This window comes from Microbacterium candidum, assembly GCF_030315975.1.
GTDB lineage: Bacteria > Actinomycetota > Actinomycetes > Actinomycetales > Microbacteriaceae > Microbacterium > Microbacterium candidum.
In genome coordinates, this window is sequence record NZ_JASXSZ010000007.1 from 38,369 (window position 1) to 60,493 (window position 22,125).

Here is a 22,125-nt window from a genome sequence, read left to right on the forward strand (position 1 = left end):
GATGCCGTGAGCGCGACACCGGGACGGATGTTCCAGAACGACTTCCACGAGGCGATGGGGACGTGGGTGCTCGGGTACGCGCCGTACGGCGGCGCGGATTTCGGCGAGGCCGCCGCGGTGGCGGCGGAAGTCGCGGACGGGGACGACGATGAGTTCTGCGCCGCCTGGCTCCGGCACGCCGACAGCCTCGTGTCGCGGGCGGATGACGCTCGCGCCGCCGGTCACGGGGTGACCGCATCCGACCTCCTCCTCCGGGCGAGCGCCGCGTACTCGAACGCCTACCGTCCCCTGCTGGGCGCTCCGATCGACCCCCGGCTGCTGGTCGCGCAACGTCGGATGCGCGAGGCTTTCGAAGCGGGCCTCGAGCTTCGACCTGGATCCGTCGCGCCCTTCGACATCCCGTTCGACGGTGCTCGGATGCGCGCGAATCTCGCCCTCGCGGAAGGACACGAGAGCGAGCGGCGTCCGCTCATCATCCAGATCAACGGCTATGACGCATCCTCCGCCGACGAGTACTTCGCGTCGAGCGTCGCCGCGACCAGGCGCGGCTATCACTCGCTCGTCTTCGAGGCGCCGGGCCAAGGGGCGACGCTCTCGGAGCAGGGCTTCGCGCTGCGCCCGGACTTCGAGGCGGTGCTGGACGCCGTGCTCGACCACATCGCGGACCATCCGCTCGTCGATGCGGATCGCATCGTCATCAGCGGATGGAGCCTCGGCGGCTACTTCGCACCGCGCGCGGCGACGAGCGGTGACCCGCGCATCGCCGCATGCATCGCCGACCCCGGGCAGCTCGACCTCGGCGCGGGTCTCGGCGCCTTCGTCCGCCGGCTCGGCGCGAGCGAGGAGGAGGCCCGCGACCCGCTGAACCTCCCCGACGCGACGCTGGGCCGCATCATGGCGTCGATCGAGGCGAACCGCCAGTTGCGCTGGGCGATCGCGCAACGCGGGTTCTGGGCGAACGGCGTGACGGACTTCCGCGCGTTCCTCAACACCACGGCGGGGTTCACGTCGGTCGGCAGGCTCGACGGCATCCGCTGCCCCGTCCTGCTGACGCGCGGCGAGGGCGATCCGCTGGCGGCCGGAGCCGGCGGGTTCGCCGAGGCGATCATCGCGGCGGGCGGACGCGCGGATGTCGTCGACTTCACCATCGCGGAAGGCGCCGGCGGGCACTGCGAGATGATGAACCGGTCGCTCCTGAACCGCCGTGTGCTCGATTGGCTCGACGACATCCTGGCCGGCTAGCGAGGAGCCACGTCCGCGTCGGCGTACGGTCACCAGGCCTGGATGCGCCCCGGGCTGAAGACGATGATCGTCGAGAACTTCACCGCGATGTCGTCGAGCGGCACCCCGTAGTCGTCGATCGCCTCCGCGTACTTCCCGAGGTAGGCGTCGTGGTGCTCGGCGAGCCACTCCGCGGTCGATCGCGCATCGATCTCGGCGGTGCCGTGGAGGATGACGACGTCGTCGCCGAACGGGCCGCCCGCCTGCAGGTGCATCAGCACCGGGGCGCCGCGGCGGACGGCGGCGACCTTGCCTGTCTGCGGCTCGCTCATCACGATCACGCGGCCGTCATGCCACAGGAACCAGACGGGCACGGCGCGCGGCGTGCCGTCGCGAGCCGTCGTGACGAACCACGCCAGGAGGTCGTTCTCCAGCATGCGCAGCGCTTTGGCGTCGACATCGACGTCAGGATTCAGGAGGCCGGTCATGGGCGCGAGTCTACGTCGGGCGACCGACACGCTTCGGTGCACCCGAATATTCGAAGATCTATGCCGTTGCTCGTTGCGCACATCGAACAGATATACTAGATTGAGTGTATGGAACGAGATGCGGCCGTCGTAGACGTTGACACCGCGTTCGTTCTGCGCTCGCTGTTCGGCGAGGCCGAAGCGGAGCAGGTCGAGGCGAACCGACGCGCCGCCCGCCAATGCGAATTCCTGGCGGAGGTGCTCGCGCACGCGCGTGCGCACCCCGATCTGTATGTCGACACGATTTCGAACAGGCCGGCCGCCGCTCTGATGCCTCTCGGCGGTGAGGCGGAGCTCGCGGTCCGATGCGCCGTGCTGGAGGCGTCGTCGCGCCTGCGGATGAGCGAGCAGCATGTACGCACGTGGGCGAGTCTCGCCGAGCAGGCGCGGTCCGAGCTCCCGCGGTTGTGGCAGAGCGCGCTCGACGGGTTCATCTCGATCGAGCACGTGAAGGCCGCCCAGTCGCAGCTGACGCTCTTCGCGGAGCACGCGGATCAGGTCGCGGGTTTCGACGAGATCCTGCGAGATGTCGCAATGGGCGCGACCGTGGCGACCACTCGCCGTCAGGCCCGCAGAGTCGCCGACCGGCTCTTGTCACCCACCCGCACGCAGCGGCACGCGGCGGCGTTCGCCCGTCGGCGCGTGTACGTCGATACGGCGCCGGACGGGATGTCGTGGCTCTGCGCGCTGATCCCCACGGTGACCGCGCACGGCATCGACCGGAGCCTGACCCGCACGGTGAAGAACATGCCTCTCGACGAACTCGACGGCCGGACGCACTCGCAGGCGCGTGCCGACGTCTTCGCCGGGCTCCTCGGCGGTGTAGGCACACCTCACGGGGTCAAGACGAAGGTGCTGGTGACGATCCCGTTCGATCGGCTCGCCCAGGCCGCACAAGCCTCCGTCCGCAACCGTCCTGGTGCCGGTGTCTCGAATTCCGGAGGCTTCGGTGCGGATCTGAACGCAACCCCACTCGTCCCCGGACTCGGGTCGATCGACGACGCGACCGCTCGTCAGCTGTTCCTCGATGCGGGTGCGTTCACACGGGTCATCACCGATCCGGTCAGCGGCGTCGTCCTGGACATGGATCGGCGCTCCCGCCGCGCGACTGCTGCGCAGCGCGACTGGCTCGCGCTCGCGCACGGGACGTGTGTACGGGACGGATGCGAGCGCCTCGCGATCGATGCGGACATCGACCATTGGTGCGCCTACCACGGCCCGAATCGCGGAGTGACAGACATCGTGAATCTCGACCCGCTCTGCGATCCGGACCATGCGCTGAAGGACACGACGAAGCTCGAACATCATCGGCGAGACGATGGCGCCGTCGAGGTGTCGTTTCCGAGTGGGCATCGGACGACGAATCCGTTCGACGGCATGCACGAGCGGGTTGAGGCCGTCCTCGCGCGCGGCGCGACCGCGACCCGGGACGCCCCGCCCTTCTGAGCGTCATAGGCAGGGTGTGCCGGGCGCGCGGAGTTGCTACGGTCGGGGGACCGATCGGGGGGAGACGGCGATGGATGAAGGCGTCCACGATGTTCAGCCGCACCGTCCTCGGGTCGACGAGGGTGCCTCTCTTCGGTCCGCCCTCACGTCGGGTCCGCGCGGACGGCGCGTCTGTCTCGAGGTCGCGCGGCAGCTGAGCGACGAGGTCGCGGCGGCGACCCACCGGCTGGCCTATCAGCGCACGGCCGGCGTGGTTCACCTGACAGTGCACGGGGCTGCGCGCGAAGACGAGGCCGGAGAGCCCGAATGCGCCACGCCCGCGGTCGCCGGCCTCGCGGAGCTCATCGCCGACGTCGCCGTGGAGCCTCACACGGACGTCGACAGCGCGCTGGGCGCATCTGTCGACGCAGCGATGTACTGGCAGCCGCGCGACGAGTTCGACGTGGTGGCCGCTGAACCGACGGTCGCGAAGGCGCTCGTGCGCATTGCGGATCGGCTCGCGACCCACCCGGGGGCGTCCTGGTGGACGGGAGACCGCCGGCCGGATCAGTGGGCGATCGAGTGGCACGATCCGGGCGGCGCGATTGAGATCGGCACCGACCCGGAGCCGCGGCTGCAGAGCTGGCGCGAACAGGTCGACGACGAGGAGCAGCGTGCGCGGAGTGAGCGCCCCGCCGACGTCGAGGCGAACTGGAGCGGCACGTGGTGGTCGTCCCCGAGTGGATTCCTCGTGACGACAGGGACCACTCCGGACGGCGTGCCCGCCGGTCTGCGACTGGTCGAGGACTCGCTCGGCTGGATCTCCGCAACCGCGATCCCCGTACGCGGCGCGGGCCGCACTTACGAGATCCGCACGGCCGAGGACTGGGCGCGGCTGTGCCGCCGGCATCCGCTCGAGGTCACCGCATCCCGTCGCCACGACTGGTACCGGACCACGGGGCGCGACGGGCGCTGGCTCATCCCGGACTGGCAGGCGATCGCGGAGGGCTGGGATGCCGTCCATCTGACCGTCGCGGGCTACCTCGGCGCCGCGACCCGACCTATCCGCGTCGACGACGAGTTCTCCACCGTCCTCGCCGGTTGGGGGCCCGATGCGACCCTCTGGCTCACCGCATCCGTCCGCGAGTGGGAGGGCCCGCGCATCGAGTGGCGCCGCGACGGAGACGTATGGATGCAGGACACCCGGCCGTGACCGCAGGAGTTGCTCCGCCGCATCCCTCGACGTGATGACCCCACCCCGTCTGCATCAGTTCAGGTGATGCAGTGGGCCGTCGACCGATATTGGCGCTCGGCGGTGTCGGTGCATTTGACTCGAAGGCATCCGCGGCAGGCACACCCGACCGTCCTGCCGCACCCGAAGGACAGAGGAGTCCTCGATGAGCATTGAACTCGAGACATCGGACATCCGCACCCAGACATTCCGCAAGACGCTGGGCCGGCTCGACATCATCCTGCTCTCCGTCGCGGCGATCATCTCGATCGACACCGTCGCGCAGATCGCGGCGGGCGGAGGCGCTCAGGCGTTCACGTGGACGCTCGTGATCGGCATCACGTTCCTGTTCCCGTACGCCCTGGTCGTCGCCGAGCTCGGCAGTACGTTCCACGGCGAGGGCGGCCCGTTCGTGTGGGTGCGCCTCGCGTACGGCAAGCTCGCGTCCGCGATCTCGACGATGTTCTACTGGGTCACCAATCCGCTCTGGATGGGCGGATCCCTGGTGTTCATCGCTGCGCTGACGTGGGACACCTACATCTCGCCGTTGAAGCCGGGCAGCTTCGGCGACTACGCGTTCAAGCTCATCTTCATCTGGGTGGCGATCGCGACGGCGATCATCGGCCTGCAGTACGGCAAGCACATCGTCGCCGTGGGCGGCATCCTCAAGGTCGCGCTCCTCGTGGTGTTCGTCGTCACGGTCGGCCTCTACGCCATGAAGTACGGCGTGCACGGCTACGCCGCGGGCGACTTCTCGCCGACCATGGGCGGATTCCTCGCGGTGACCCCCGTCATCCTGTTCGCCGTCGTCGGCTTCGAGGCCCCGAACGGCGCCGCCGAAGAGATGCGCAACCCGCAGAAGGACGTCCCCAAGGCCGTGGCATCCTCCGGGATCATCTCGATCCTCTGCTACCTCGTGCCGATCTTCGCGATCCTCGCGGTGCTGCCGGCCAGCAAGGTGCAGGGCGCCTCCGGCCTCCTCGACGCCTTCAAGGAGGTCTTCAAGGTCTACGGCCCGGCGGCGGGCCCCCTCATGTGGATCGCCGCGGTGGTCTTCATCTTCGTCGTGCTGACCCAGGCGTCGGCGTGGATGATCGCCTCCGACCGCGTGCAGGCCGCGGCCGCCGCCGACGGCGTCTTCTTCCGCTACTTCGGGAAGTTCTCAGACCGCCTCGGGACCCCGGTGCGCATGAACCTCCTCTCCGGCATCGTCGCGACCGTGTTCTGCGTCGCGGCCACGATGCTCCTGGACGGCAGCACGAGCGCGGTGTTCACCGTGGTGCTGACGGTCGCGATCTCGACGCTGCTGCTGTCGTACCTCGTGATCTTCCCGACAGTCATCGCGCTGCGCCGCAAGTTCCCCGAGGTGCAGCGTCCGTTCCGCATCCCGGGCGGCAACGTGGGCCTCTGGATCTGCACCGTCGTCATCTACGCGTGGGTCGTGCTGGGCTCCTGGGTCGCGGTCTTCCCGGGCACCATCGAACAGGTGCTCGGCATCGACTACGGTTTCCACGACATCTGGGGCGTCGACCGCGGAACGTTCGAGCTGTTCACCGTCGGCACGCTCGTCGTGATCGCCGCCCTCGCCATCATCGGCTACCTCTGGGAGCGCAGCCGTCGCGGCACCCGCGCCACGGACGAGCTGGATGCCGCAGAATTCGCCGCCATGGTCGGCGACTGAGTCGGCGACCGAGTCGGCGACCGACACCCGAAAGCACCACTGGAGAGAACATCGTGACCGAGCAGCTGCTGACCTTCCCGACCGTGCGCACGACGCACCCCCTCGATCCCCTGAGCGCGGCGGAGATCACGGCGGTGCGCGACCACCTGGTCGCCGAGGGACGCCTGGGCGACACGGTCCGCGTCGCCTACCTGAGCCTCAAGGAGCCGACGAAGGCCGAGCTGCGCGACACCGAACGGGTGCCGCACCGCCGGGCCCGCGCCATCCTCCTCGACACCGCCACGGGCGACACGACGGACCTCGTCGTCGACCTCACGGCGGGCGAGACGGTCAGCGCTGTGGCCGTCGACCCGGAGCTCAGCGGTCAGGCGCCCGTGCTCTTCGAGGAGTTCGACGCCATCGAGGAGATCCTCGCCGCGGACGAGGGGTGGCGCGCGGCGCTCGCGAGCCGCGGACTCGAGCCGCACGACGTGCGCGTCGCGCCGCTCTCGGCCGGCATCTTCGACTACGAGGGCGAGGAGGGCAAGCGCCTGCTGCGCGGCCTGGCATTCGTGCAGCGGGATGCCTCCGACTATGCGTGGGGGCACCCGGTCGACCAGCTCGTCGCCTTCGTCGACATGATCGAGCGCAAGGTCGTGCGCATCATCGACGACGGCCCGGCCGCGATCCCGATGGGGAACGACAACTTCGAGGATCCGGAGGTCAGCGGCCCGCTGCGCACCGACCTCAAGCCCATCGTCATCACGCAGCCGGAGGGTCCGAGCTTCACCCTCGCCGGCAACGTGCTCCGCTGGCAGAAGTGGGACCTGCACGTCGGCTTCGACGCCCGCGAGGGACTCGTGCTCAGCCAGATCGGCTTCGACGACCGCGGCACCCGCCGTTCGGTCATCGACCGGGCCTCGATCGCCGAGATGGTCGTCCCGTACGGCGACCCGGCGCCCTACCGCTCGTGGCAGAACTACTTCGACACCGGCGAGTACCTCGTCGGCCGCGACGCCAACTCCCTCGAGCTCGGCTGCGACTGCCTCGGCGAGATCACCTATCTCTCACCCGTGGTGGCTGACGACTTCGGCAACCCGCGGGAGATCAGCCAGGCGATCTGCATCCACGAGGAGGACTTCGGCCTGCTCTGGAAGCACACCGACGAGTGGGCGAACCACGCGTCGACGCGCCGGCAGCGCCGCCTGGTCGTGAGCTTCTTCACGACCGTCGGCAACTACGACTACGGCTTCTACTGGTACCTCTACCTCGACGGCACGATCCAGTTCGAGGCGAAGGCCACCGGCATCGTCTTCACCGCCCGCTACCCGGAGGGCGACTACCCGTACGCCTCGCGCATCGCGCCAGGCCTGGGGGCGCCGTACCACCAGCACATCTTCTGCGCGCGGCTCGACATGGCCGTGGACGGAGCCAGCAATGCGGTGCACGAGCTCGATCTGCAGCGCGTGCCAAAGGGGCCGGGCAACCCGCACGGCAACGCGTTCACGCGCTCGCGACGTGTGCTGGGCACCGAATCGGAGGCCAAGCGCAAGGCCGACGGCCTGCGCGGCCGAGTGTGGGAGATCGTCAACACCGAGAAGACCAACGTCGTCGGCGAGCCCGTCGCCTACACGCTGTTCCCGGAGGGGCAGCCGACGCTCGCGATGGCGGACGATTCGTCGATCGCCCGGCGCGCGGCGTTCGCCACCGAGCACCTGTGGGTCACGCGCTTCGACGACGACGAGCGCTACCCCGCGGGGGACTTCGTCAATCAGAGCGTCGGCAGCCCGGGTCTTCCCGAGTACATCGCGGCCGACCGCGCGATCGACGGTGAGGACATCGTGCTGTGGCACGCCTTCGGGCTCACGCACTTCCCCCGCACCGAGGACTGGCCGATCATGCCCGTCGACTACACCGGCTTCACGCTCAAGCCGACCGGATTCTTCGACCAGAACCCGGCACTCGACGTGCCGCCGTCCCCGAAGGCGAAGGGGCACTGCGGCGCAGACGGCGACGCCTGCCACTGCTGAGCCCCGCGGGTCGTTGAGCGAGGGAGCGTCAGCGACCGAGACGAAACGTGGTGGCGCTGCGAGATCGGCTTGCGGCGTTTCGTCTCGCTGTGCTCGCTCAACGACCGGGATGCGGCGGTCGTTGAGCGAGGGAGCGTCAGCGACCGAGTCGAAACGTGGTGGCGCTGCGAGATCGGCTTGCGGCGTTTCGTCTCGCTGCGCTGACCGTGTGCGTCAGGTGCGGAACAGCTCGCGGGCGAGGGTGGCGATCACCCGCGCCCGCGCTGTCGGTCGCACGTCCTTGACGCGGACGAAGCACACGTCGAGCGGCGGGACGGAGCCTGCGAGCGGCACCGCGACGAGTTCGCCGCCGTCGTAGGTGCGCGGCGACTGCGGGATGTGGTTCAGCACCGAGTAGCCGCCGGCTCGCGCGACGAGCGAGCGCACCGTCTCGTAGCTGCGCGAGCTGTAGCGGATCTGCGGCTCGACGCCCGCATCCCGCAGCATCCCCAGGAAGTACTCGCGCGAGTGCGGCAGATCGAGGAGCACCATGTCCTGCCCTGCGAGCTCCGCCAGCTTCAGTCGCTTGCGGTGGGCCAGGGGATGGCCGGCCGACAGGATGACGTGCGGCGGAGCCGCGTACAGGTGGTCGAACGCGAGGTCGTGGACGCTCCCGAAGTCGTACGCGATCGCGCCCTCGACGGAGCCGTTCAGCAGCAGCTCGACGGTGCCGTCGACGTCGGCCTCGATGATCTCGACCCTCAGGTCCGGGTGCTCCTGCTCGACGCGTGAGATGAGCCGCGGCAGCACGAACGGGGCGATCGTGGTGAAGCACGCGAGCCGCAGCGTGCCGCGCACGTCGTGGTGCTGGCCGCGCACCGCATCCGTCATCTCGTCGACCTGGGCGAGCAGCGACTGGGTGTCGCGCAGCAGCTGCTCGCCGGCATCCGTCAGCGCCAGGCCCTTGCTGCGCTGCCGGACGAACAGCTGCACGCCGAGGTTCCGCTCCAGCTGCGCGATCGCGGTCGACACGGCGGACTGGGCGACGTGCAGATCGACCGAGGCATCGGTCATCGATCGTCGTGCCGCCGCCGCGACGAAGTACCGCAGCTGGACGAGCGTCATGTCGGGGCGGCCGAGGCGTGCCATGCGGCGATCGTATCAATTCCCTTGATGCAGTACGTCGAGTTTGTGAAGTGTACAGATGCAGCGGGGCTCGCGACGATGGAGGAGACGGTTACAAGGAGGTAGGGATGTCGAGCGAGCACACGGAGGTCCTCGTCGTCGGCGGCGGCCAGGCCGGCATCGCGATGAGCGAGCACCTGACCCGCGGCGGAGTCCCCCACATCGTGGTGGAGCGCGACCGGGTCGCCGAGCGCTGGCGCTCGTGGCGGTGGGACTCCCTGGTGGCGAACGGGCCCGCATGGCATGACCGCTTCCCGGGCATGGAGTTCGACATCCACCCCGACGCCTTCGCAGGCAAGGAGCAGGTCGCCGACTATCTCGCCGAGTACGCCCGGCGCTTCGGCGCCCCGATCCGCACCGGGGTCGAGGTGACGTCCGTGCGCCGCAATGACGGCCGCCCCGGCTTCCAGGTCGAGACCTCCGACGGCACGATCGAGGCGCGGTTCGTCGTAGCGGCGACCGGCCCGTTCCAGACTCCGATCATCCCGGCGGTGGTGCCGGAGGATGCCGGCATCCACCAGCTCCACTCCAGCGCCTACCACCGTCCCGACCAGCTGCCCGAGGGCGGCGTGCTCGTGGTCGGCGCGGGCTCGTCCGGCGTGCAGATCGCCGACGAACTGCGCGCGTGCGGCCGCACGGTGTTCCTCGCCGTCGGCCCGCACGACCGTCCGCCGCGCAGCTACCGCGACCGCGACTTCTGCTACTGGCTCGGCGTCCTCGGGAAGTGGGATGCGGCGACCCCCGCCGCCGGCGCGGAGCACGTCACGATCGCCGTGAGCGGGGCGAACGGCGGCCGCACTGTGGACTTCCGCCGGCTCGCCGAGGACGGCATCACGCTGCTCGGCCGTGCGGGCGCCTACGCGGACGGCACGATGGCGTTCGCCCCGGATCTCGCCGCCAACATCGCGGCGGGCGACGCGAACTACCTCGGACTCCTCCGCGAAGCCGACGCCTACGTCGCACGCACCGGCATCGACCTGCCCGAGGAGCCGGAGGCGCACATCCTGGGGGCCGACCCCGAGTGCGTCACCGACCCGATCCTCTCGCTCGACCTCGCCGCGGCCGGCATCACGTCGATCGTCTGGGCCGTCGGCTTCGGCGCCGACTACAGCTGGCTGGATGCGGACACCTTCGACGAGCGCGGACGCCCCCTGCACCAGCGCGGGGTCTCGCGCGAGCCCGGCGTGTACTTCCTCGGCCTGCCCTGGCAGTCGCGCCGCGGCTCGAGCTTCATCTGGGGCGTGTGGCACGACGCCAAGTACCTCGCCGACCAGATCGCCATCCAGCGCGGCTACCTCGCGTACGACGAAGCCCACGTACTCACGAAGACAGGAGCATGATGCCCACGCACACCCGCATCCGTCCCTTCAACACGAAGGAGACGTACCCCGAGCAGAATCTCGACAACGACCTCTGCCAGGCCGTCGTCGCGAACGGCGTCGTGTACCTGCGCGGCCAGATCGGGCAGGATCTCGAGACGCGCGAGTCGGTCGGCATCGGCGACGTCGAGGCCCAGGCGGAGAAGGCGATGGCGAACATCGCGATGCTGCTGGATGAGGCGGGCTCATCGCTCGCGGACATCGTCAAGGTCGTCGTCTACATCATCGACCCGCGCTACCGCGAGACCGTCTACCAGGTCATGGGCCGCTGGCTGAAGGGCGTCTACCCCGTCTCGACGGGGATCGTCGTCAGCGCCCTCGCCCGCCCGGAGTGGCTCGTCGAGATCGACGCCACGGCAGTGATCTCAGCAGGCGCGCAGTGACGTTCTCGATCGTCGCGCGCGACGCATCCGGTGCCGTCGGATCCGCGATCTGCTCGTCGTCGCCGGCCGTCGCAGCGCGCTGCGTGCACCTCGCCGACGGCGTCGGCGGTGTGAACTCGCAGAACGTCACCGATCCGCGGCTCGGCCCGGCCGTGCTCGCGGGGCTCCGCGAGGGCCTCGCGGCGCAGGAGGCGCTGCACGCGATCACGGCGGTGACCCCGAACATCGAGTTCCGTCAGCTCCTCGTCGTCGACGGGCACGGTCGTGCGGCGGTGTACTCGGGCGGACGCGCCCTGGGCGTCTTCGGGGATGCCGTCGGCCACGGCGTCGTCGCGGGCGGGAACATGCTGGCGTCGGCGGCGATTCCGCAGCTCATGGTGGATGCCTTCGCCGCAGCGTCCGGCGATCTCGAGGTGCGGCTGCTCGCTGCCATGAACGCGGCGATCGCGGCCGGGGGAGAGGCCGGACCCGTGCATTCGGCCGGCCTGTCGGTCGTCCGGGATGCGGGATGGCGCGTCACCGACCTGCGTATCGACTGGACCGAGGGCGACCCGATCGCCGAGCTCGGCGCCCTGCTCGCCGTGTGGCTTCCGCAGCGCGACGACTACGTCACGCGCGGGCTCGACCCGACCGCAGCTCCCTCGTACGGGGTGCCCGGCGATGAGTGACCAGCTCAAGCGCCGTGTCGCCGATCGCCTCGCCCATGTCGCCGATGAGCTCGTGACGCTCTCGAACGAGCTGCACGACGACCCGGAGCTCGGCTGGCAGGAAGTGCGATCGTCGGCGCGCGTCGCCGCAGTCCTCGAACGGCATGGATTCGTCGTGGAGCGCCCGTACCTCGGCCTGGAGACGGCGTTCCGTGCCGTGTACGGTCGGGGTGACGGCTTCACCGTCGGATTCCTCGCGGAGTACGACGCGCTTCCGGCGCTCGGGCACGCGTGCGGTCACAACCTCATCTCGGCCATGAGCGTCGGAGGAGCGATCGCGCTCGCCGAGGTCGCCGATGAGCTCGGCGTCACCGTCGAGGTGATCGGCACCCCGGCTGAGGAGGGCTACGGCGGCAAGATCGAACTGCTCGAGCGTGGGGCGTTCACCGAGCTGGACTTCGCGCTCATGGCGCACCCCGCGCCGGTCGACGTCGCCGAGGCCGAGCCGCTCGCGGTGGCGCACTGGCACATCCGCTACGACGGCAAGGCCGCACACGCCGCGGGCTATCCCGAGCGCGGCGTCAACGCGAACGACGCCTTCCTCATCGCGCAGACCGCCATCGCGCTGCTGCGCCAGCAGCTGCCGGCGGGGGTGCGCGTCCACGGAGTGCAGACGCGGGGCGGCGAGGCGCCCAATGCGATCCCCGAGCGGACCGAGGGCCGCTGGTACGTGAGGGCTGGGACCACCGAGAAGCTGCTCGAACTCGAACAGCGCGTGTTGAACTGCTTCGAGGCGGGCGCGCTCGCGACGGGCGCCGCGCTGACCGTGACCCCCGAGGGCGGCCGGTACTCGGAGATGCGCACCGATGTCGAGGCCCTCGACCTCTACCGCGCCAACGCGGTCGCGGTGGGTCGCGACTTCGACGTCGACCCGGCCGCCGCAGCGATGAACCGCGCGTCGACCGACATGGGCAATGTCTCGCAGGTCGTGAACGCCATCCATCCCTACATCGGCGTCGGCGGCGAGGCGAGCAACCATCAACTCGAATTCGCGGAGGCGTGCGTCGGCCCGGCCGCCGAGCAGACCCTGCGGGACGGCGCCGTCGCGCTGGCCTGGACGGCGCTCGACGTGGCTCGACGCCGCGCGGCGTCGGCATTCGCATCCGCATCCGCGACCCCCGAAGGAGAACGCGCATGACCGCCACCGACTGGACCGCCCGCGCCCGCGCCCTCGTCATCGACGGACGCGCCGTCATCGACGGGCGACGCGTGGATGCCTCGTCGGGGGCCACCCTGACGGTGACGAGCCCTGGCTCCCTCGCCCACCTCGCCGATCTCGCCGCCGGCTCCGAGATCGATGTCGACCTCGCCGTCGACCACGCCCGCCGCGCGTTCGACGGCGGCGCGTGGAGTCGTGTCGGCGCCGCGGAGCGCGGCAAGGCGCTCATCCGTCTCGCCGACCTCATGATGGCGAACCTCGAGGAGCTGGCGCTGCTCGAGACCCTCGATTCGGGCAAGCCCATCGCACAGACGCTCACGGTCGACGTGCCCGGAGCCGCCGAGACCTTCCGCTGGTACGGCGAGCTCGCTGACAAGCGGTACGACGAGATCCCGGCCACGCCACCCGGCTCGACCGCCCTCGTGCGCCGCGTGCCGCTCGGTGTGGTCGGTGCGATCACGCCGTGGAACTACCCGCTCGAGATCGCAGCGTGGAAGCTCGCCCCCGCTCTCGCCGCCGGCAACAGCGTCGTGCACAAGCCGGCGACCGAGACCTCGCTGACGGCCCTCCGTCTCGCCGACCTCGCCCTCAAGGCGGGCATTCCGGCGGGCGTCCTGAACGTGGTGCCCGGCCGCGGCTCGACGGTCGGCAACCGCCTCGCGCGCCACCCCGGCATCGACGTGCTCGCCTTCACCGGGTCGACCGCGGTCGCCAAGCAGCTGATGGTGGATGCCGGCAACTCCAACATGAAGCGCGTCGCGCTCGAGGCGGGCGGCAAGAGCTCCAACGTGATCTTCGCCGACGCCGATCTCGGGACCGCCGCCGCGAAGGCCGCCTTCGGCGCGTTCTACAACCAGGGGCAGGTGTGCTCGGCGAACTCCCGCATCCTCGTGGAGCGGTCCGCGCACGACGAGTTCGTGCGGCTGCTGGCCGCCGCATCCGCCGACTACGAGCCGAGCGATCCGCTCGCGGGCGACCCGGGCAACGGCAGCCTCATCAGCCGTGCGCACGCCGACGAGGTGGGCGTGGCGATCGCACGGGCAGCGGCCGACGGCGAGCTGGTGAGCCGCGGCGACCGCGTCACGATCACGGGATCGGACGCCTACCTGCGCCCCGCGATCGTCACGGGCCTCGCAGCCTCCCACGACCTCCACCGGGTCGAGGTGTTCGGTCCGCTCGTGGCCGTCCTGCCCTTCGACACGGAGGAGGATGCGGTCCGCCTCGCGAACGCGACGGACTACGGGCTCGCCGCATCCCTGTGGACCAACGACCTCGGCCGTGCGCACCGCGTGTCCGAGGCCCTCGTCGCCGGCACCGTCTCGGTCAACACCGTCGACGCCCTCGGGATCACGACGCCGTTCGGCGGCTTCCGTCAGTCCGGCTTCGGCCGCGACCTCTCGCGTCACGCCCTCGACAACTACACCGACTGGAAGACCACCTGGTTCCAGCACGGCTGAGGGAGGACTGCCTCGGTCCCCGAGGTTGTCGAGGGGTCGTTCGTCGTGCGGCGGGTGACGACGCCTCGACGGGCTCGGCGACCGGCGGGACGGTTTGCGCATCCGTGTCCGAATCCGCGATCCTCGTTCGACGGAACAGGTGAAGGGGCCGAAAGGCGGCCCCGCATCGGAAGGACCGCTCATGCGGAAGATCGTGGCATTCGCCCACATGACGCTCGACGGGTACGCGTCGTCGAACGAGGGGATGGGGCTCGAGTGGACGCACCGCGCCTACGACGACGAGCTCGCCGCCTACGCGCAGCACATCCAGGAAGACTTCGACCTGCCCGTCTACGGGCGGGAGACCTATCTCGGGATGTCCGGCTACTGGAGCACCCAGCCGACCGACGAGAGCACCGAGACCGAACGCGCGCACGCCGAGTGGGTCAACCAGGTCTCCAAGATCGTCGTCTCGTCGACGCTCGAATCGGCCGACTGGAACAACACGCGGCTCGTCAGCGGGAATCTCGCGGAGGAGTTCGGGCGGCTGAAGGAGACGGATGGCGGGACCATCGCGATCTACGGAAGCCCGAAGCTCGTCCACTCGTTCCTCGCCGAGGGGCTCCTCGATGAGTTCCGCATCGTCGTCCACCCGCTCGTGATCGGCGGCGGCACGCCGCTGTTCCCCGCGGGCACGAAGCTCGACCTCGACGTGGCCGAATCGCAGTCGTTCGCCTCAGGCGCCGTGTACCTGCGCTGCAGCGTCGCGTGAGGGAGGATCGGACCATGCGATACCTGCTGCTGATCCGCCCCGATCTGGAGTCGTTCCCCGAGGACTGGGGTCCCGACCCGAAGCTCGAGGAGGACATGGGTGCGCTCCTCGAAGAGATGACGAAGGCCGGAGTGCTCCTCGACACCGCCGGGCTCCGCCCGCCCGAGGAGAGCGCGGTGCTGCGGCTCGCCGGCGGCGAGGTGACGGTGCTCGACGGCCCCTTCACCGAGTCGAAGGAGGTCGTCGGCGGATACTGCCTGCTGCAGACGCGTTCGCGCGACGAGGCGGTCGAGTGGGGCACGCGGTTCCTCCGCATCCACGGCCCCGAATGGAAGATGGCCCTCGAGCTGCGTGAGCTCGACGGGCAGTGAGCTCCGGGGAGCCGGCGGGCCGCGCGGGGGAGCGCGCGGCCGCCGCATCCGCCCCCGCTGATGCTGTGCGGGCTTCCGTGCCGGGCGATCGGGTGGATGCGGCGGTGGATGCCGCCTGGCGTATCGAATGGCCCCAGCTCGTCGCCGTCCTGACGCGGCTCCTCGGCGACATCGGAGCCGCGGAGGACGTGGCACAGGACGCGCACCTCGCCGCGCTCGAGCAGTGGCCGCGCGACGGCGTGCCGGCGAACCCCGGCGCCTGGCTCACGACCACTGCGAAACGCCGCGCGATCGATCGCATCCGGCGGGACGGGACGCTCGCGCGCAAGCGGCCGCTGCTCGAGACCGAAGTCCTGCTGGAGACGGCCGACGAGCCCGAAGAGGTCTCCGACGACCTGCTGCGCATGTTCTTCACGGCGTGCCACCCCGTTCTCCCGCGGGCGTCGCAGGTCGCGCTGACCCTCCGCATGGTCGGCGGGCTCACGACCGAGGAGATCGCACGTGCCTACGTGCAGCCGACGGCCACGATCGTGCGGCGCATCTCGCGGGCGAAGCGGACGATCCAGGATGCCGGCATCCCGTACGCCGTCCCCGAGGGGCCGGAGCTGACCGCGCGGCTGGATGCCGTGCTGGAGGTCGTGTACCTCGTCTTCAACGAGGGGTACGCGGCGACCGCGGGTGACGACTGGATGCGGACCGAGCTGTGCTTCGACGCGCTGCGGCTCGCCCGCATCCTCGGCGGCCTCATGCCGACAGAGCCCGAGGTCTTCGGGCTCGCGGCGCTGCTCGAGCTGCAGGCGTCGCGGCTGCGGGCCCGCCACGATCCGGCGGGCCGTCTCGTGCTCCTGCACGACCAGGACCGCACCCGGTGGGACCGGCTCCTCATCCGCCGCGGGTTCGCAGCTCTCGCCCGAGCGCACACCCTCGCCCGGTCGCGCGCCGAGCCGCCGGGGCCGTACGCGCTGCAGGCGGCGATCGCCGCCGCCCACGCGATGGCGACGACCCCGGACGACACCGACTGGCGCCGGATCGCGGGGCTCTACGCCGTGCTCGCGGCGCGCCGCCCGTCGCCGATCGTCGAGCTCAACCGAGCGGTCGCCGTGGCCGAGGTCTACGGTCCCACCGCCGGCCTCGAGCTCGTCGACGCCGTCGCCGGCACCGGGACGATCGACGGATACCACCTGCTGCACGCCGTGCGCGGCGACCTGCTCGAGCGCCTCGGGCGGAGCGCGGAGGCGCGCGCCGAGTTCGTGCGGGCAGCCGAGCTCACCGAGAACGCGGCGGAGCGAGCGATGCTGGAAGCGCGCGCGTCAGGCGTCTGAGGATGCGGGGAACCGCTCCAGCACGTCGTGCCAGCCCTGCTCGTAGTCGGGGTTGTACGCGCGGCCGGGGGCCACGTGCACGAGGGTCATCTCCGTGGTCGCGGAGTCCACGGGGTCGAACACCACCGTCACGCGGTCGGCCTCCGACTCCCCGTCCCACAGCCACGTGAAGGCGAGGACGTGGCCAGGGCGCGCCTCGGTGTATCCGCCGGAGACGGCGACGCCGTCGATCGGCGAGCGGATCTCGTAGGCACCGCCTTGCTGGACGTCGAGGTCGTAGGTGGTCTCCGCCCACTGCGGCCACCACCACTCGCGCATGCGGTCGGCGTGGGCCCACGCGTCGTACGCGGTCAAGGGATCTGTCTGCACGAGCCGGGACACGATGAACGCGGTCATGAGCGCCACGATAGGCCTCCCCACGGACACGCGGGAGGCTCTTCCGCGGGTTCGGACCGCGTGCGACGATGACCGAATGACACCCGAGCCGCAAGCCATCGATGCGCCCCTGACCCGATCGGCGGTCTTCCTCGTCGTGACGGTGGCGGATGCCGCGACCGTCCGCGCGGTGCTCGGCGACCTGGACGGGCTCGTGAAGACCGTGTCGTTCCGCGACCTGCGGGAGTCGCTCGTGTGCATCGCGGCGATCGGCGCGCGCGTGTGGGCGGATGTCATGGGGACTCCGCCGCCCGCGGAACTCCACGCCTTCCAGACGGTGGTGGGCGAAACGCACACGGCGCCGGGGACGGACGGTGATCTCCTCTTCCACATCCGGGCCGACTCCGCAGACCTGTGCTTCGAATTCGAACGCCTGCTGCTGGCATCCCTCGGCGATGCCGTCACCGTCGTCGACGAGACCGTGGGCTTCCGCTATTTCGACGCGCGGGACCTGCTCGGATTCGTCGACGGCACCGCGAATCCCGTCGGGCGTGCGCTGCCGCAGGTGACGATCGTCGGCGACGAGGATGCCGCGCACGCGGGCGGCGCCTACGTCGTCACGCAGAAGTACCTGCACGACCTGGATGCCTGGCAGGCGATGTCGACCGAGGACCAGCAGGCCGTCATCGGCCGCACGAAGATCGACAACGTCGAGCTGCCCGACGCCGAGAGCGGCCAGAAGTCGCACAAGACCCTCAACACGATCGAGGACGATGCCGGCGAGCACGACATCCTGCGCGACAACATGCCGTTCGGACGTCCTGCGGCGGGGGAGTTCGGCACCTACTTCATCGGATACACGCGCCGCCTCTGGGTGATCGAGCGGATGCTGCAGCGCATGTTCCTCGGCGACCCGCCGGGGCTGCACGACCGCATCCTGGACGTGTCGACACCCGTGACCGGCACTGTGTTCTTCGCGCCGAGCGCGGATGCGCTCGCGGCACTGGGAGACTGAGACCATGGCTGACAACGGGGCTGACAACGGGGCTGACAACGGGGCTGACATCGAGGCGTACCGCGCCGCGCGCGACCGCCTGATCGAACTGCGCGAGGACCGCCGTGACGCGGCCATCGGCTTCTCCTGGCCGGATCTCGGTGACACCTTCAACTGGGCGGTCGACTGGTTCGACGCGATCGCGCGGGGCAACGACCGCCCGGCGCTCGTGATCGTCGAGGAGGGCGGCGGGCGTACCGAGCGCTCGTTCGACGAGATGGCGCGCCGCTCCGATCAGGTGGCTGCCTGGCTCGCCGGGCTCGGTGTCGCGAAGGGCGATTCGGTGATGCTGATGCTCGGCAATCAGGTCGAGCTGTGGGAGGCGATGCTCGGCATCTTCAAGCTCGGCGCGGTGGTGCTCCCCACCACGACCGCCGTCGGAACGCGCGATCTCATCGACCGCGTCGAGCGCGGCGCCGTGCGGCACGTCATCGCGACGGGCGGGGATGCGGCGAAGTTCGACGACGTGCCCGGTGCATATACGCGGATCCGCGTGGGCGACGGGCCTGCCGACTGGGCGGACTTCGCAGAGGCGTTCACGGCGGATGCGGCGCCCACGCCGCATCCCGGAACCGCTCCCGACGACCGTCTGCTTCTCTACTTCACGTCCGGGACGACGTCGTCGCCGAAGCTCGTCGAGCACACGCAGGCGTCGTACCCCGTCGGGCACCTGACGACGATGTACTGGATCGGCCTCATGCCGGGCGACGTGCACCTCGCGATCAGCTCGCCGGGCTGGGCGAAGCACGCGTGGAGCTGTTTCTTCGCCCCGTGGATCGCCGAAGCGACGATCTTCGTCTACAACTACGCACGGTTCGATGCGGCCGCACTCCTCGGGCAGCTGCGCGACAACCGGGTGACGACGTTCTGCGCGCCTCCGACGGTGTGGCGGATGCTCATCCAGTCCGACCTGTCGGCAGGTCCCGGATCGCTTCGCGAAGTCGTGTCGGCGGGCGAGCCGCTGAACCCCGAGGTCATCAGCCAGGTGCACACCCACTGGGGCATGACCATCCGCGACGGCTACGGCCAGACCGAGATGACCGCGGTGATCGCGAACCCGCCCGGTGCGCCCGTGCGTGAGGGATCGATGGGGCTGCCGCTGCCCGGCTGCCCCGTCGTGCTCGTCGACCCGATCACCGACGAGGTCGCGGGGGAGGGAGAGATCTGCATCGACCTGTCGCAGCATCCCGTCAACCTCATGGCCGGGTACGTCGGCGACCCCGCGCGCAACGCCGAGGCGATGGCCGGCGGGCGCTACCACACGGGCGACATCGCGCGCCGCGAGGACGACGGCAACCTCACCTACGTCGGCCGCGCCGACGACGTGTTCAAGGCGTCGGACTACAAGATCAGCCCGTTCGAGCTCGAGAGCGTGCTCATCGAGCACCCGGCGGTCGCGGAGGCGGCGGTCGTCCCAGCGCCCGACGAGACGCGGCTCGCCGTGCCGAAGGCGTACATCGCGCTCGCGGCCGGGCACGTCGCGGACGAGGCGACGGCGCGCGCCATCCTGCAGTACGCGCGCGACCACCTCGCCCCGTTCCAGCGCGTGCGCCGCGTCGAGTTCTTCGAGCTGCCGAAGACGATCTCCGGGAAGATCCGCCGGGTCGAGCTGCGCGAGCGCGAGATCTCGATCTCGGAGGGCACGATCACGACCGTCGAGTGGCGCGACACGATCCTCTTCGAGTAGCCACCCGGAGGATCCGGACGATCGGTGGGATCGCCCGGACGGGTCGTCGGATGGATGCCGCCGACCCATCGGTTGCACCCCGCATGACCGTCACCGCACCCGTCCCCACCCTCAGCCCACCGACGTCTCACGCACGCCTGCGCTACGGGGCGCTGCTCACGATGATGGCGACGAGCTTCGTCCTCGTGACCTCGGAGTTCCTCCCCGGCGGGCTGCTGCCCGACATTGCGGCCTCGATCGGAGTGACACCGGGCCAAGCAGGGCAGATGGTGACGGCGACGGCCTTCGCGGGGCTTCTCGTCGCGCCGACGATCGGGCTCCTGCTGCCGCGCCTCGATCGGCGGTCGCTGCTCGTGTGGGCGGCGATCGGAGCGGTGATCTCGAACGCGATCGTCGCCATCGCCCCGAGCCTGCCGCTGCTTCTTCTCGGCCGGCTGCTGCTGGGCGCCGCCATCTCGGCCTTCTGGGCGATGTCGGTGACGGTGGCCGCGCGCATCGCGGGTCCGGAGCGTCTCGGCCGCGCGGTCATGTTCACGACGGCCGGGATGTCGCTGGCGACCGTGGCCGGCGTCCCCGTGGGCGTTCTCCTCAGCCAGGTCGTCGGCTGGCGCGGCGTCTTCGGATTCGGAGCCGCGGCGGCCGTCCTGCTCGCGGTCGCGCTCCGATGGCTCCTGCCGAGCGTGCCGGCCGAGGGCTCCGCGCGACTGGGGACCCTCATCGACACATTCCGCCGCCCGGGCATCGGGATCGGGGTGGTCGGGAACATCCTCGTCGTCCTCGGGCACTTCCTCGCCTACACGTATGTCCGGCTCGCCCTCGAACGGGTGCAGGACGGCGGCGCACCGCTCAGCGAGCAGACCGTCATCGTCCTGCTGGCGCTGTTCGGAGTCGGAGGGCTTGTCGGGAACATCGCGCTCGGTCTCATCGTCGACCGCACCTACCGCGTGCTGTCGGTCGTCACGCCGCTCGCCATCGCCGCGGCGGTGGCGCTCATGGTGGCGGCATCCGGATCCGTGTGGGCGATCGGCGTGATCGCGATCCTGTGGGGCGCCTTCTTCGCCTCCTGGGGACTCATCGTCAACACGTGGATCGGACACCGGATGCCGGACCGGATGGAGGCCGGGGGCGGCCTCGTGGTCACGGGGTTCCAGACCGCGATCATGATCGCCGCAGGCGCGGGCGGAGCGCTCCTCGACGGCCTCGGGATCGAAACGGTGTACGCGATCGGCGCGGTCGTGCTCGTGGCCGGAGCGGTCCTGTTCGGGCTCTCCGGACGGATCAGCGCGCGCGCCGAGTGACGGCTCAGACCGGACGTTCCGCCGCCCGCCACGCAGAGGGGCTCTGCCCGGTGCGGCGGCGGAACGCCCGGCTGAATCCGTCTTCCGAGCCGTAGCCGAGCGAGCGCGACACCTCGCCGACCGCGGTGCCACCCGCCAGCATCTTCTGCGCCGTGCGCATGCGCACCTCGGTGACGTAGGCGGCCGGCGGGAGGCCGAACGCGGCGCGGAAACGCTCCGCGAACACCGTGCGCGACATGGTTCCGATCGTCGCCAGGGCGGCGATCGTCCAGTTGTCGCCGGGTGCCGCGTCGATCGCCGCCACGACGCGATCCAAGTGCGGGTCGCTCGAGCGCGACGGCCAGCCTGCGGGCGCGCATCCGTGCACCGCCCAGGCGCGGATCGCGGAGATGAGCACCGTGGTGGCCATCATCCGGCAGATCACCGAGTCCCCGCCACGCGTGCAATCCTGCGCGGACTCGTCCTCCAGGTCGATGCCGAGGTGAGCGGCGAGGGCGGCCGCTGCTGGTTCGTGCTCGTCGAAGTCGCGGACGAAGCCGAATTCGGGAAGCAGCGCTCCGACGTGGCTCGACCGGTCCGCCAGTTCGAGGGTGGACACGACGATGCGTGCGCCGCCGCCGGGTGTCGTCAGCTGGACCGCGGTCCGGCCCGAGGACAGCAGGAGATCGCCGACCGCGAGCTCCGTGGGAGTGTCGCGGATCTCCACCCGGACGCGTCCCTCGGTCACGTAGACGAGCGAGAGCGCATCGCGGTCGAGTTCGACACCGGCGTCGGGGCGTGTCGTAAGCCGCGTCTGCCGCCGCAGGCGCACATCCACGGCGGCCAGCAGCGCTTCGACGGCCTGGTCCTGCTCAGCGATGGCGTCCTCGGTGCGCGTCATGAGAGGGGCAACCGTCCCCGGAGGTCGCCCTATTCCGATCGGTT

General features: G+C 70.4%; 20 protein-coding genes. 16 read left to right on the plus strand and 4 right to left on the minus strand.

What is annotated here, in order from left to right; translation table 11 throughout:
• The first annotated feature begins 6 nt into the window (after window positions 1-6).
• On the plus strand, window positions 7-1,242 hold the full coding sequence (locus tag QSV35_RS18305; protein ID WP_286290358.1) for an alpha/beta hydrolase family protein: 1,236 nt from the start codon (window positions 7-9) through the stop codon (window positions 1,240-1,242).
• 29 nt (window positions 1,243-1,271) lie between these two features.
• Here QSV35_RS18305 and QSV35_RS18310 read toward each other — a convergent pair whose 3' ends face one another.
• Entirely contained in the window at window positions 1,272-1,709 is a 438-nt protein-coding gene (locus tag QSV35_RS18310) for a pyridoxamine 5'-phosphate oxidase family protein (protein WP_286290359.1), read from the minus strand.
• Window positions 1,710-1,817: 108 nt separating this feature from the next.
• Between QSV35_RS18310 and QSV35_RS18315 the strand changes: the two genes are divergently transcribed.
• The 4 genes from QSV35_RS18315 to QSV35_RS18330 all read left to right on the plus strand — a co-directional run bounded on the left by QSV35_RS18315 (window position 1,818) and on the right by QSV35_RS18330 (window position 8,094).
• Window positions 1,818-3,194: a DUF222 domain-containing protein gene (locus QSV35_RS18315; RefSeq protein ID WP_286290360.1), complete on the plus strand. Its 1,377-nt coding sequence runs from the start codon at window positions 1,818-1,820 to the stop codon at window positions 3,192-3,194.
• A gap of 70 nt (window positions 3,195-3,264) precedes the next feature.
• Window positions 3,265-4,386: a hypothetical protein gene (locus QSV35_RS18320; protein WP_286290361.1), complete on the plus strand. Its 1,122-nt coding sequence runs from the start codon at window positions 3,265-3,267 to the stop codon at window positions 4,384-4,386.
• Between the two features lie 184 nt (window positions 4,387-4,570).
• Window positions 4,571-6,085, plus strand: a complete 1,515-nt coding sequence (locus tag QSV35_RS18325) for an APC family permease (protein WP_286290362.1) — start codon at window positions 4,571-4,573, stop codon at window positions 6,083-6,085.
• A gap of 53 nt (window positions 6,086-6,138) precedes the next feature.
• A complete protein-coding gene (locus QSV35_RS18330) occupies window positions 6,139-8,094 on the plus strand; it encodes a primary-amine oxidase (RefSeq protein WP_286290365.1) in 1,956 nt (651 codons plus the stop codon).
• A 213-nt stretch (window positions 8,095-8,307) separates the two neighbouring features.
• On the opposite strand, the gene QSV35_RS18335 is transcribed toward QSV35_RS18330, so the two are convergent.
• A complete protein-coding gene (locus tag QSV35_RS18335; RefSeq protein ID WP_286290366.1) occupies window positions 8,308-9,222 on the minus strand; it encodes a LysR family transcriptional regulator in 915 nt (304 codons plus the stop codon).
• 104 nt (window positions 9,223-9,326) lie between these two features.
• On the opposite strand from QSV35_RS18335, the gene QSV35_RS18340 reads away from it, so the two are divergent.
• The 8 genes from QSV35_RS18340 (at window position 9,327) to QSV35_RS18375 (ending at window position 16,787) form a co-directional block, all read left to right on the plus strand.
• On the plus strand, window positions 9,327-10,598 hold the full coding sequence (locus QSV35_RS18340) for a flavin-containing monooxygenase (protein WP_286290367.1): 1,272 nt from the start codon (window positions 9,327-9,329) through the stop codon (window positions 10,596-10,598).
• Window positions 10,598-11,020 (plus strand): RidA family protein, encoded by a 423-nt coding sequence (locus QSV35_RS18345; RefSeq protein ID WP_286290368.1) that lies wholly within the window; start codon window positions 10,598-10,600, stop codon window positions 11,018-11,020. Before QSV35_RS18340 ends, QSV35_RS18345 begins: the two co-directional genes overlap by 1 nt.
• The gene (locus tag QSV35_RS18350) at window positions 11,017-11,688 is read left to right on the plus strand and encodes a DUF1028 domain-containing protein (RefSeq protein WP_286290369.1); all 672 of its coding nucleotides are present in this window, start codon (window positions 11,017-11,019) and stop codon (window positions 11,686-11,688) included. The genes QSV35_RS18345 and QSV35_RS18350 overlap by 4 nt, the downstream gene beginning before the upstream one ends.
• The gene (locus tag QSV35_RS18355) at window positions 11,681-12,865 is read left to right on the plus strand and encodes a M20 family metallopeptidase (RefSeq protein ID WP_286290370.1); all 1,185 of its coding nucleotides are present in this window, start codon (window positions 11,681-11,683) and stop codon (window positions 12,863-12,865) included. The genes QSV35_RS18350 and QSV35_RS18355 overlap by 8 nt, the downstream gene beginning before the upstream one ends.
• Entirely contained in the window at window positions 12,862-14,343 is a 1,482-nt protein-coding gene (locus tag QSV35_RS18360) for an aldehyde dehydrogenase family protein (RefSeq protein ID WP_286290371.1), read from the plus strand. Before QSV35_RS18355 ends, QSV35_RS18360 begins: the two co-directional genes overlap by 4 nt.
• A gap of 181 nt (window positions 14,344-14,524) precedes the next feature.
• Window positions 14,525-15,094: a dihydrofolate reductase family protein gene (locus QSV35_RS18365; RefSeq protein ID WP_286290372.1), complete on the plus strand. Its 570-nt coding sequence runs from the start codon at window positions 14,525-14,527 to the stop codon at window positions 15,092-15,094.
• Window positions 15,095-15,108: 14 nt separating this feature from the next.
• On the plus strand, window positions 15,109-15,465 hold the full coding sequence (locus QSV35_RS18370; protein WP_286290373.1) for a YciI family protein: 357 nt from the start codon (window positions 15,109-15,111) through the stop codon (window positions 15,463-15,465).
• 65 nt (window positions 15,466-15,530) lie between these two features.
• Window positions 15,531-16,787 (plus strand): RNA polymerase sigma factor, encoded by a 1,257-nt coding sequence (locus tag QSV35_RS18375; protein WP_419956870.1) that lies wholly within the window; start codon window positions 15,531-15,533, stop codon window positions 16,785-16,787.
• On the opposite strand, the gene QSV35_RS18380 is transcribed toward QSV35_RS18375, so the two are convergent.
• On the minus strand, window positions 16,776-17,183 hold the full coding sequence (locus tag QSV35_RS18380; RefSeq protein WP_286290375.1) for an SRPBCC family protein: 408 nt from the start codon (window positions 17,181-17,183) through the stop codon (window positions 16,776-16,778). The two genes, QSV35_RS18375 and QSV35_RS18380, sit on opposite strands and share 12 nt — an antisense overlap.
• 76 nt (window positions 17,184-17,259) lie before the next feature.
• Between QSV35_RS18380 and QSV35_RS18385 the strand changes: the two genes are divergently transcribed.
• The 3 genes from QSV35_RS18385 (at window position 17,260) to QSV35_RS18395 (ending at window position 21,201) form a co-directional block, all read left to right on the plus strand.
• Entirely contained in the window at window positions 17,260-18,177 is a 918-nt protein-coding gene (locus QSV35_RS18385; RefSeq protein WP_286290376.1) for a Dyp-type peroxidase, read from the plus strand.
• A gap of 4 nt (window positions 18,178-18,181) precedes the next feature.
• The gene (locus QSV35_RS18390; RefSeq protein WP_286290377.1) at window positions 18,182-19,903 is read left to right on the plus strand and encodes an AMP-binding protein; all 1,722 of its coding nucleotides are present in this window, start codon (window positions 18,182-18,184) and stop codon (window positions 19,901-19,903) included.
• 83 nt (window positions 19,904-19,986) lie between these two features.
• Entirely contained in the window at window positions 19,987-21,201 is a 1,215-nt protein-coding gene (locus QSV35_RS18395; RefSeq protein ID WP_286290379.1) for an MFS transporter, read from the plus strand.
• 4 nt (window positions 21,202-21,205) lie between these two features.
• Here QSV35_RS18395 and QSV35_RS18400 read toward each other — a convergent pair whose 3' ends face one another.
• Window positions 21,206-22,081 carry a helix-turn-helix transcriptional regulator gene (locus tag QSV35_RS18400; protein ID WP_286290380.1) on the minus strand — a complete coding sequence of 292 codons (876 nt, stop codon included), beginning with the start codon at window positions 22,079-22,081 and terminating at the stop codon, window positions 21,206-21,208.
• Window positions 22,082-22,125 lie beyond the last annotated feature (44 nt).

Coding starts and splice junctions, on each gene's coding strand:
- QSV35_RS18365 (WP_286290372.1), top strand. CDS start 14,525: ATGCGGAAGATCGTGGCATTCGCCCACATGACGCTCGACGGGTACGCG.
- QSV35_RS18345 (WP_286290368.1), top strand. CDS start 10,598: ATGCCCACGCACACCCGCATCCGTCCCTTCAACACGAAGGAGACGTAC.
- QSV35_RS18355 (WP_286290370.1), top strand. CDS start 11,681: ATGAGTGACCAGCTCAAGCGCCGTGTCGCCGATCGCCTCGCCCATGTC.
- QSV35_RS18380 (WP_286290375.1), bottom strand. CDS start 17,183: ATGACCGCGTTCATCGTGTCCCGGCTCGTGCAGACAGATCCCTTGACC.
- QSV35_RS18340 (WP_286290367.1), top strand. CDS start 9,327: ATGTCGAGCGAGCACACGGAGGTCCTCGTCGTCGGCGGCGGCCAGGCC.
- QSV35_RS18335 (WP_286290366.1), bottom strand. CDS start 9,222: ATGGCACGCCTCGGCCGCCCCGACATGACGCTCGTCCAGCTGCGGTAC.
- QSV35_RS18315 (WP_286290360.1), top strand. CDS start 1,818: ATGGAACGAGATGCGGCCGTCGTAGACGTTGACACCGCGTTCGTTCTG.
- QSV35_RS18400 (WP_286290380.1), bottom strand. CDS start 22,081: ATGACGCGCACCGAGGACGCCATCGCTGAGCAGGACCAGGCCGTCGAA.
- QSV35_RS18320 (WP_286290361.1), top strand. CDS start 3,265: ATGGATGAAGGCGTCCACGATGTTCAGCCGCACCGTCCTCGGGTCGAC.
- QSV35_RS18390 (WP_286290377.1), top strand. CDS start 18,182: ATGGCTGACAACGGGGCTGACAACGGGGCTGACAACGGGGCTGACATC.
- QSV35_RS18395 (WP_286290379.1), top strand. CDS start 19,987: ATGACCGTCACCGCACCCGTCCCCACCCTCAGCCCACCGACGTCTCAC.
- QSV35_RS18370 (WP_286290373.1), top strand. CDS start 15,109: ATGCGATACCTGCTGCTGATCCGCCCCGATCTGGAGTCGTTCCCCGAG.
- QSV35_RS18360 (WP_286290371.1), top strand. CDS start 12,862: ATGACCGCCACCGACTGGACCGCCCGCGCCCGCGCCCTCGTCATCGAC.
- QSV35_RS18325 (WP_286290362.1), top strand. CDS start 4,571: ATGAGCATTGAACTCGAGACATCGGACATCCGCACCCAGACATTCCGC.
- QSV35_RS18310 (WP_286290359.1), bottom strand. CDS start 1,709: ATGACCGGCCTCCTGAATCCTGACGTCGATGTCGACGCCAAAGCGCTG.
- QSV35_RS18385 (WP_286290376.1), top strand. CDS start 17,260: ATGACACCCGAGCCGCAAGCCATCGATGCGCCCCTGACCCGATCGGCG.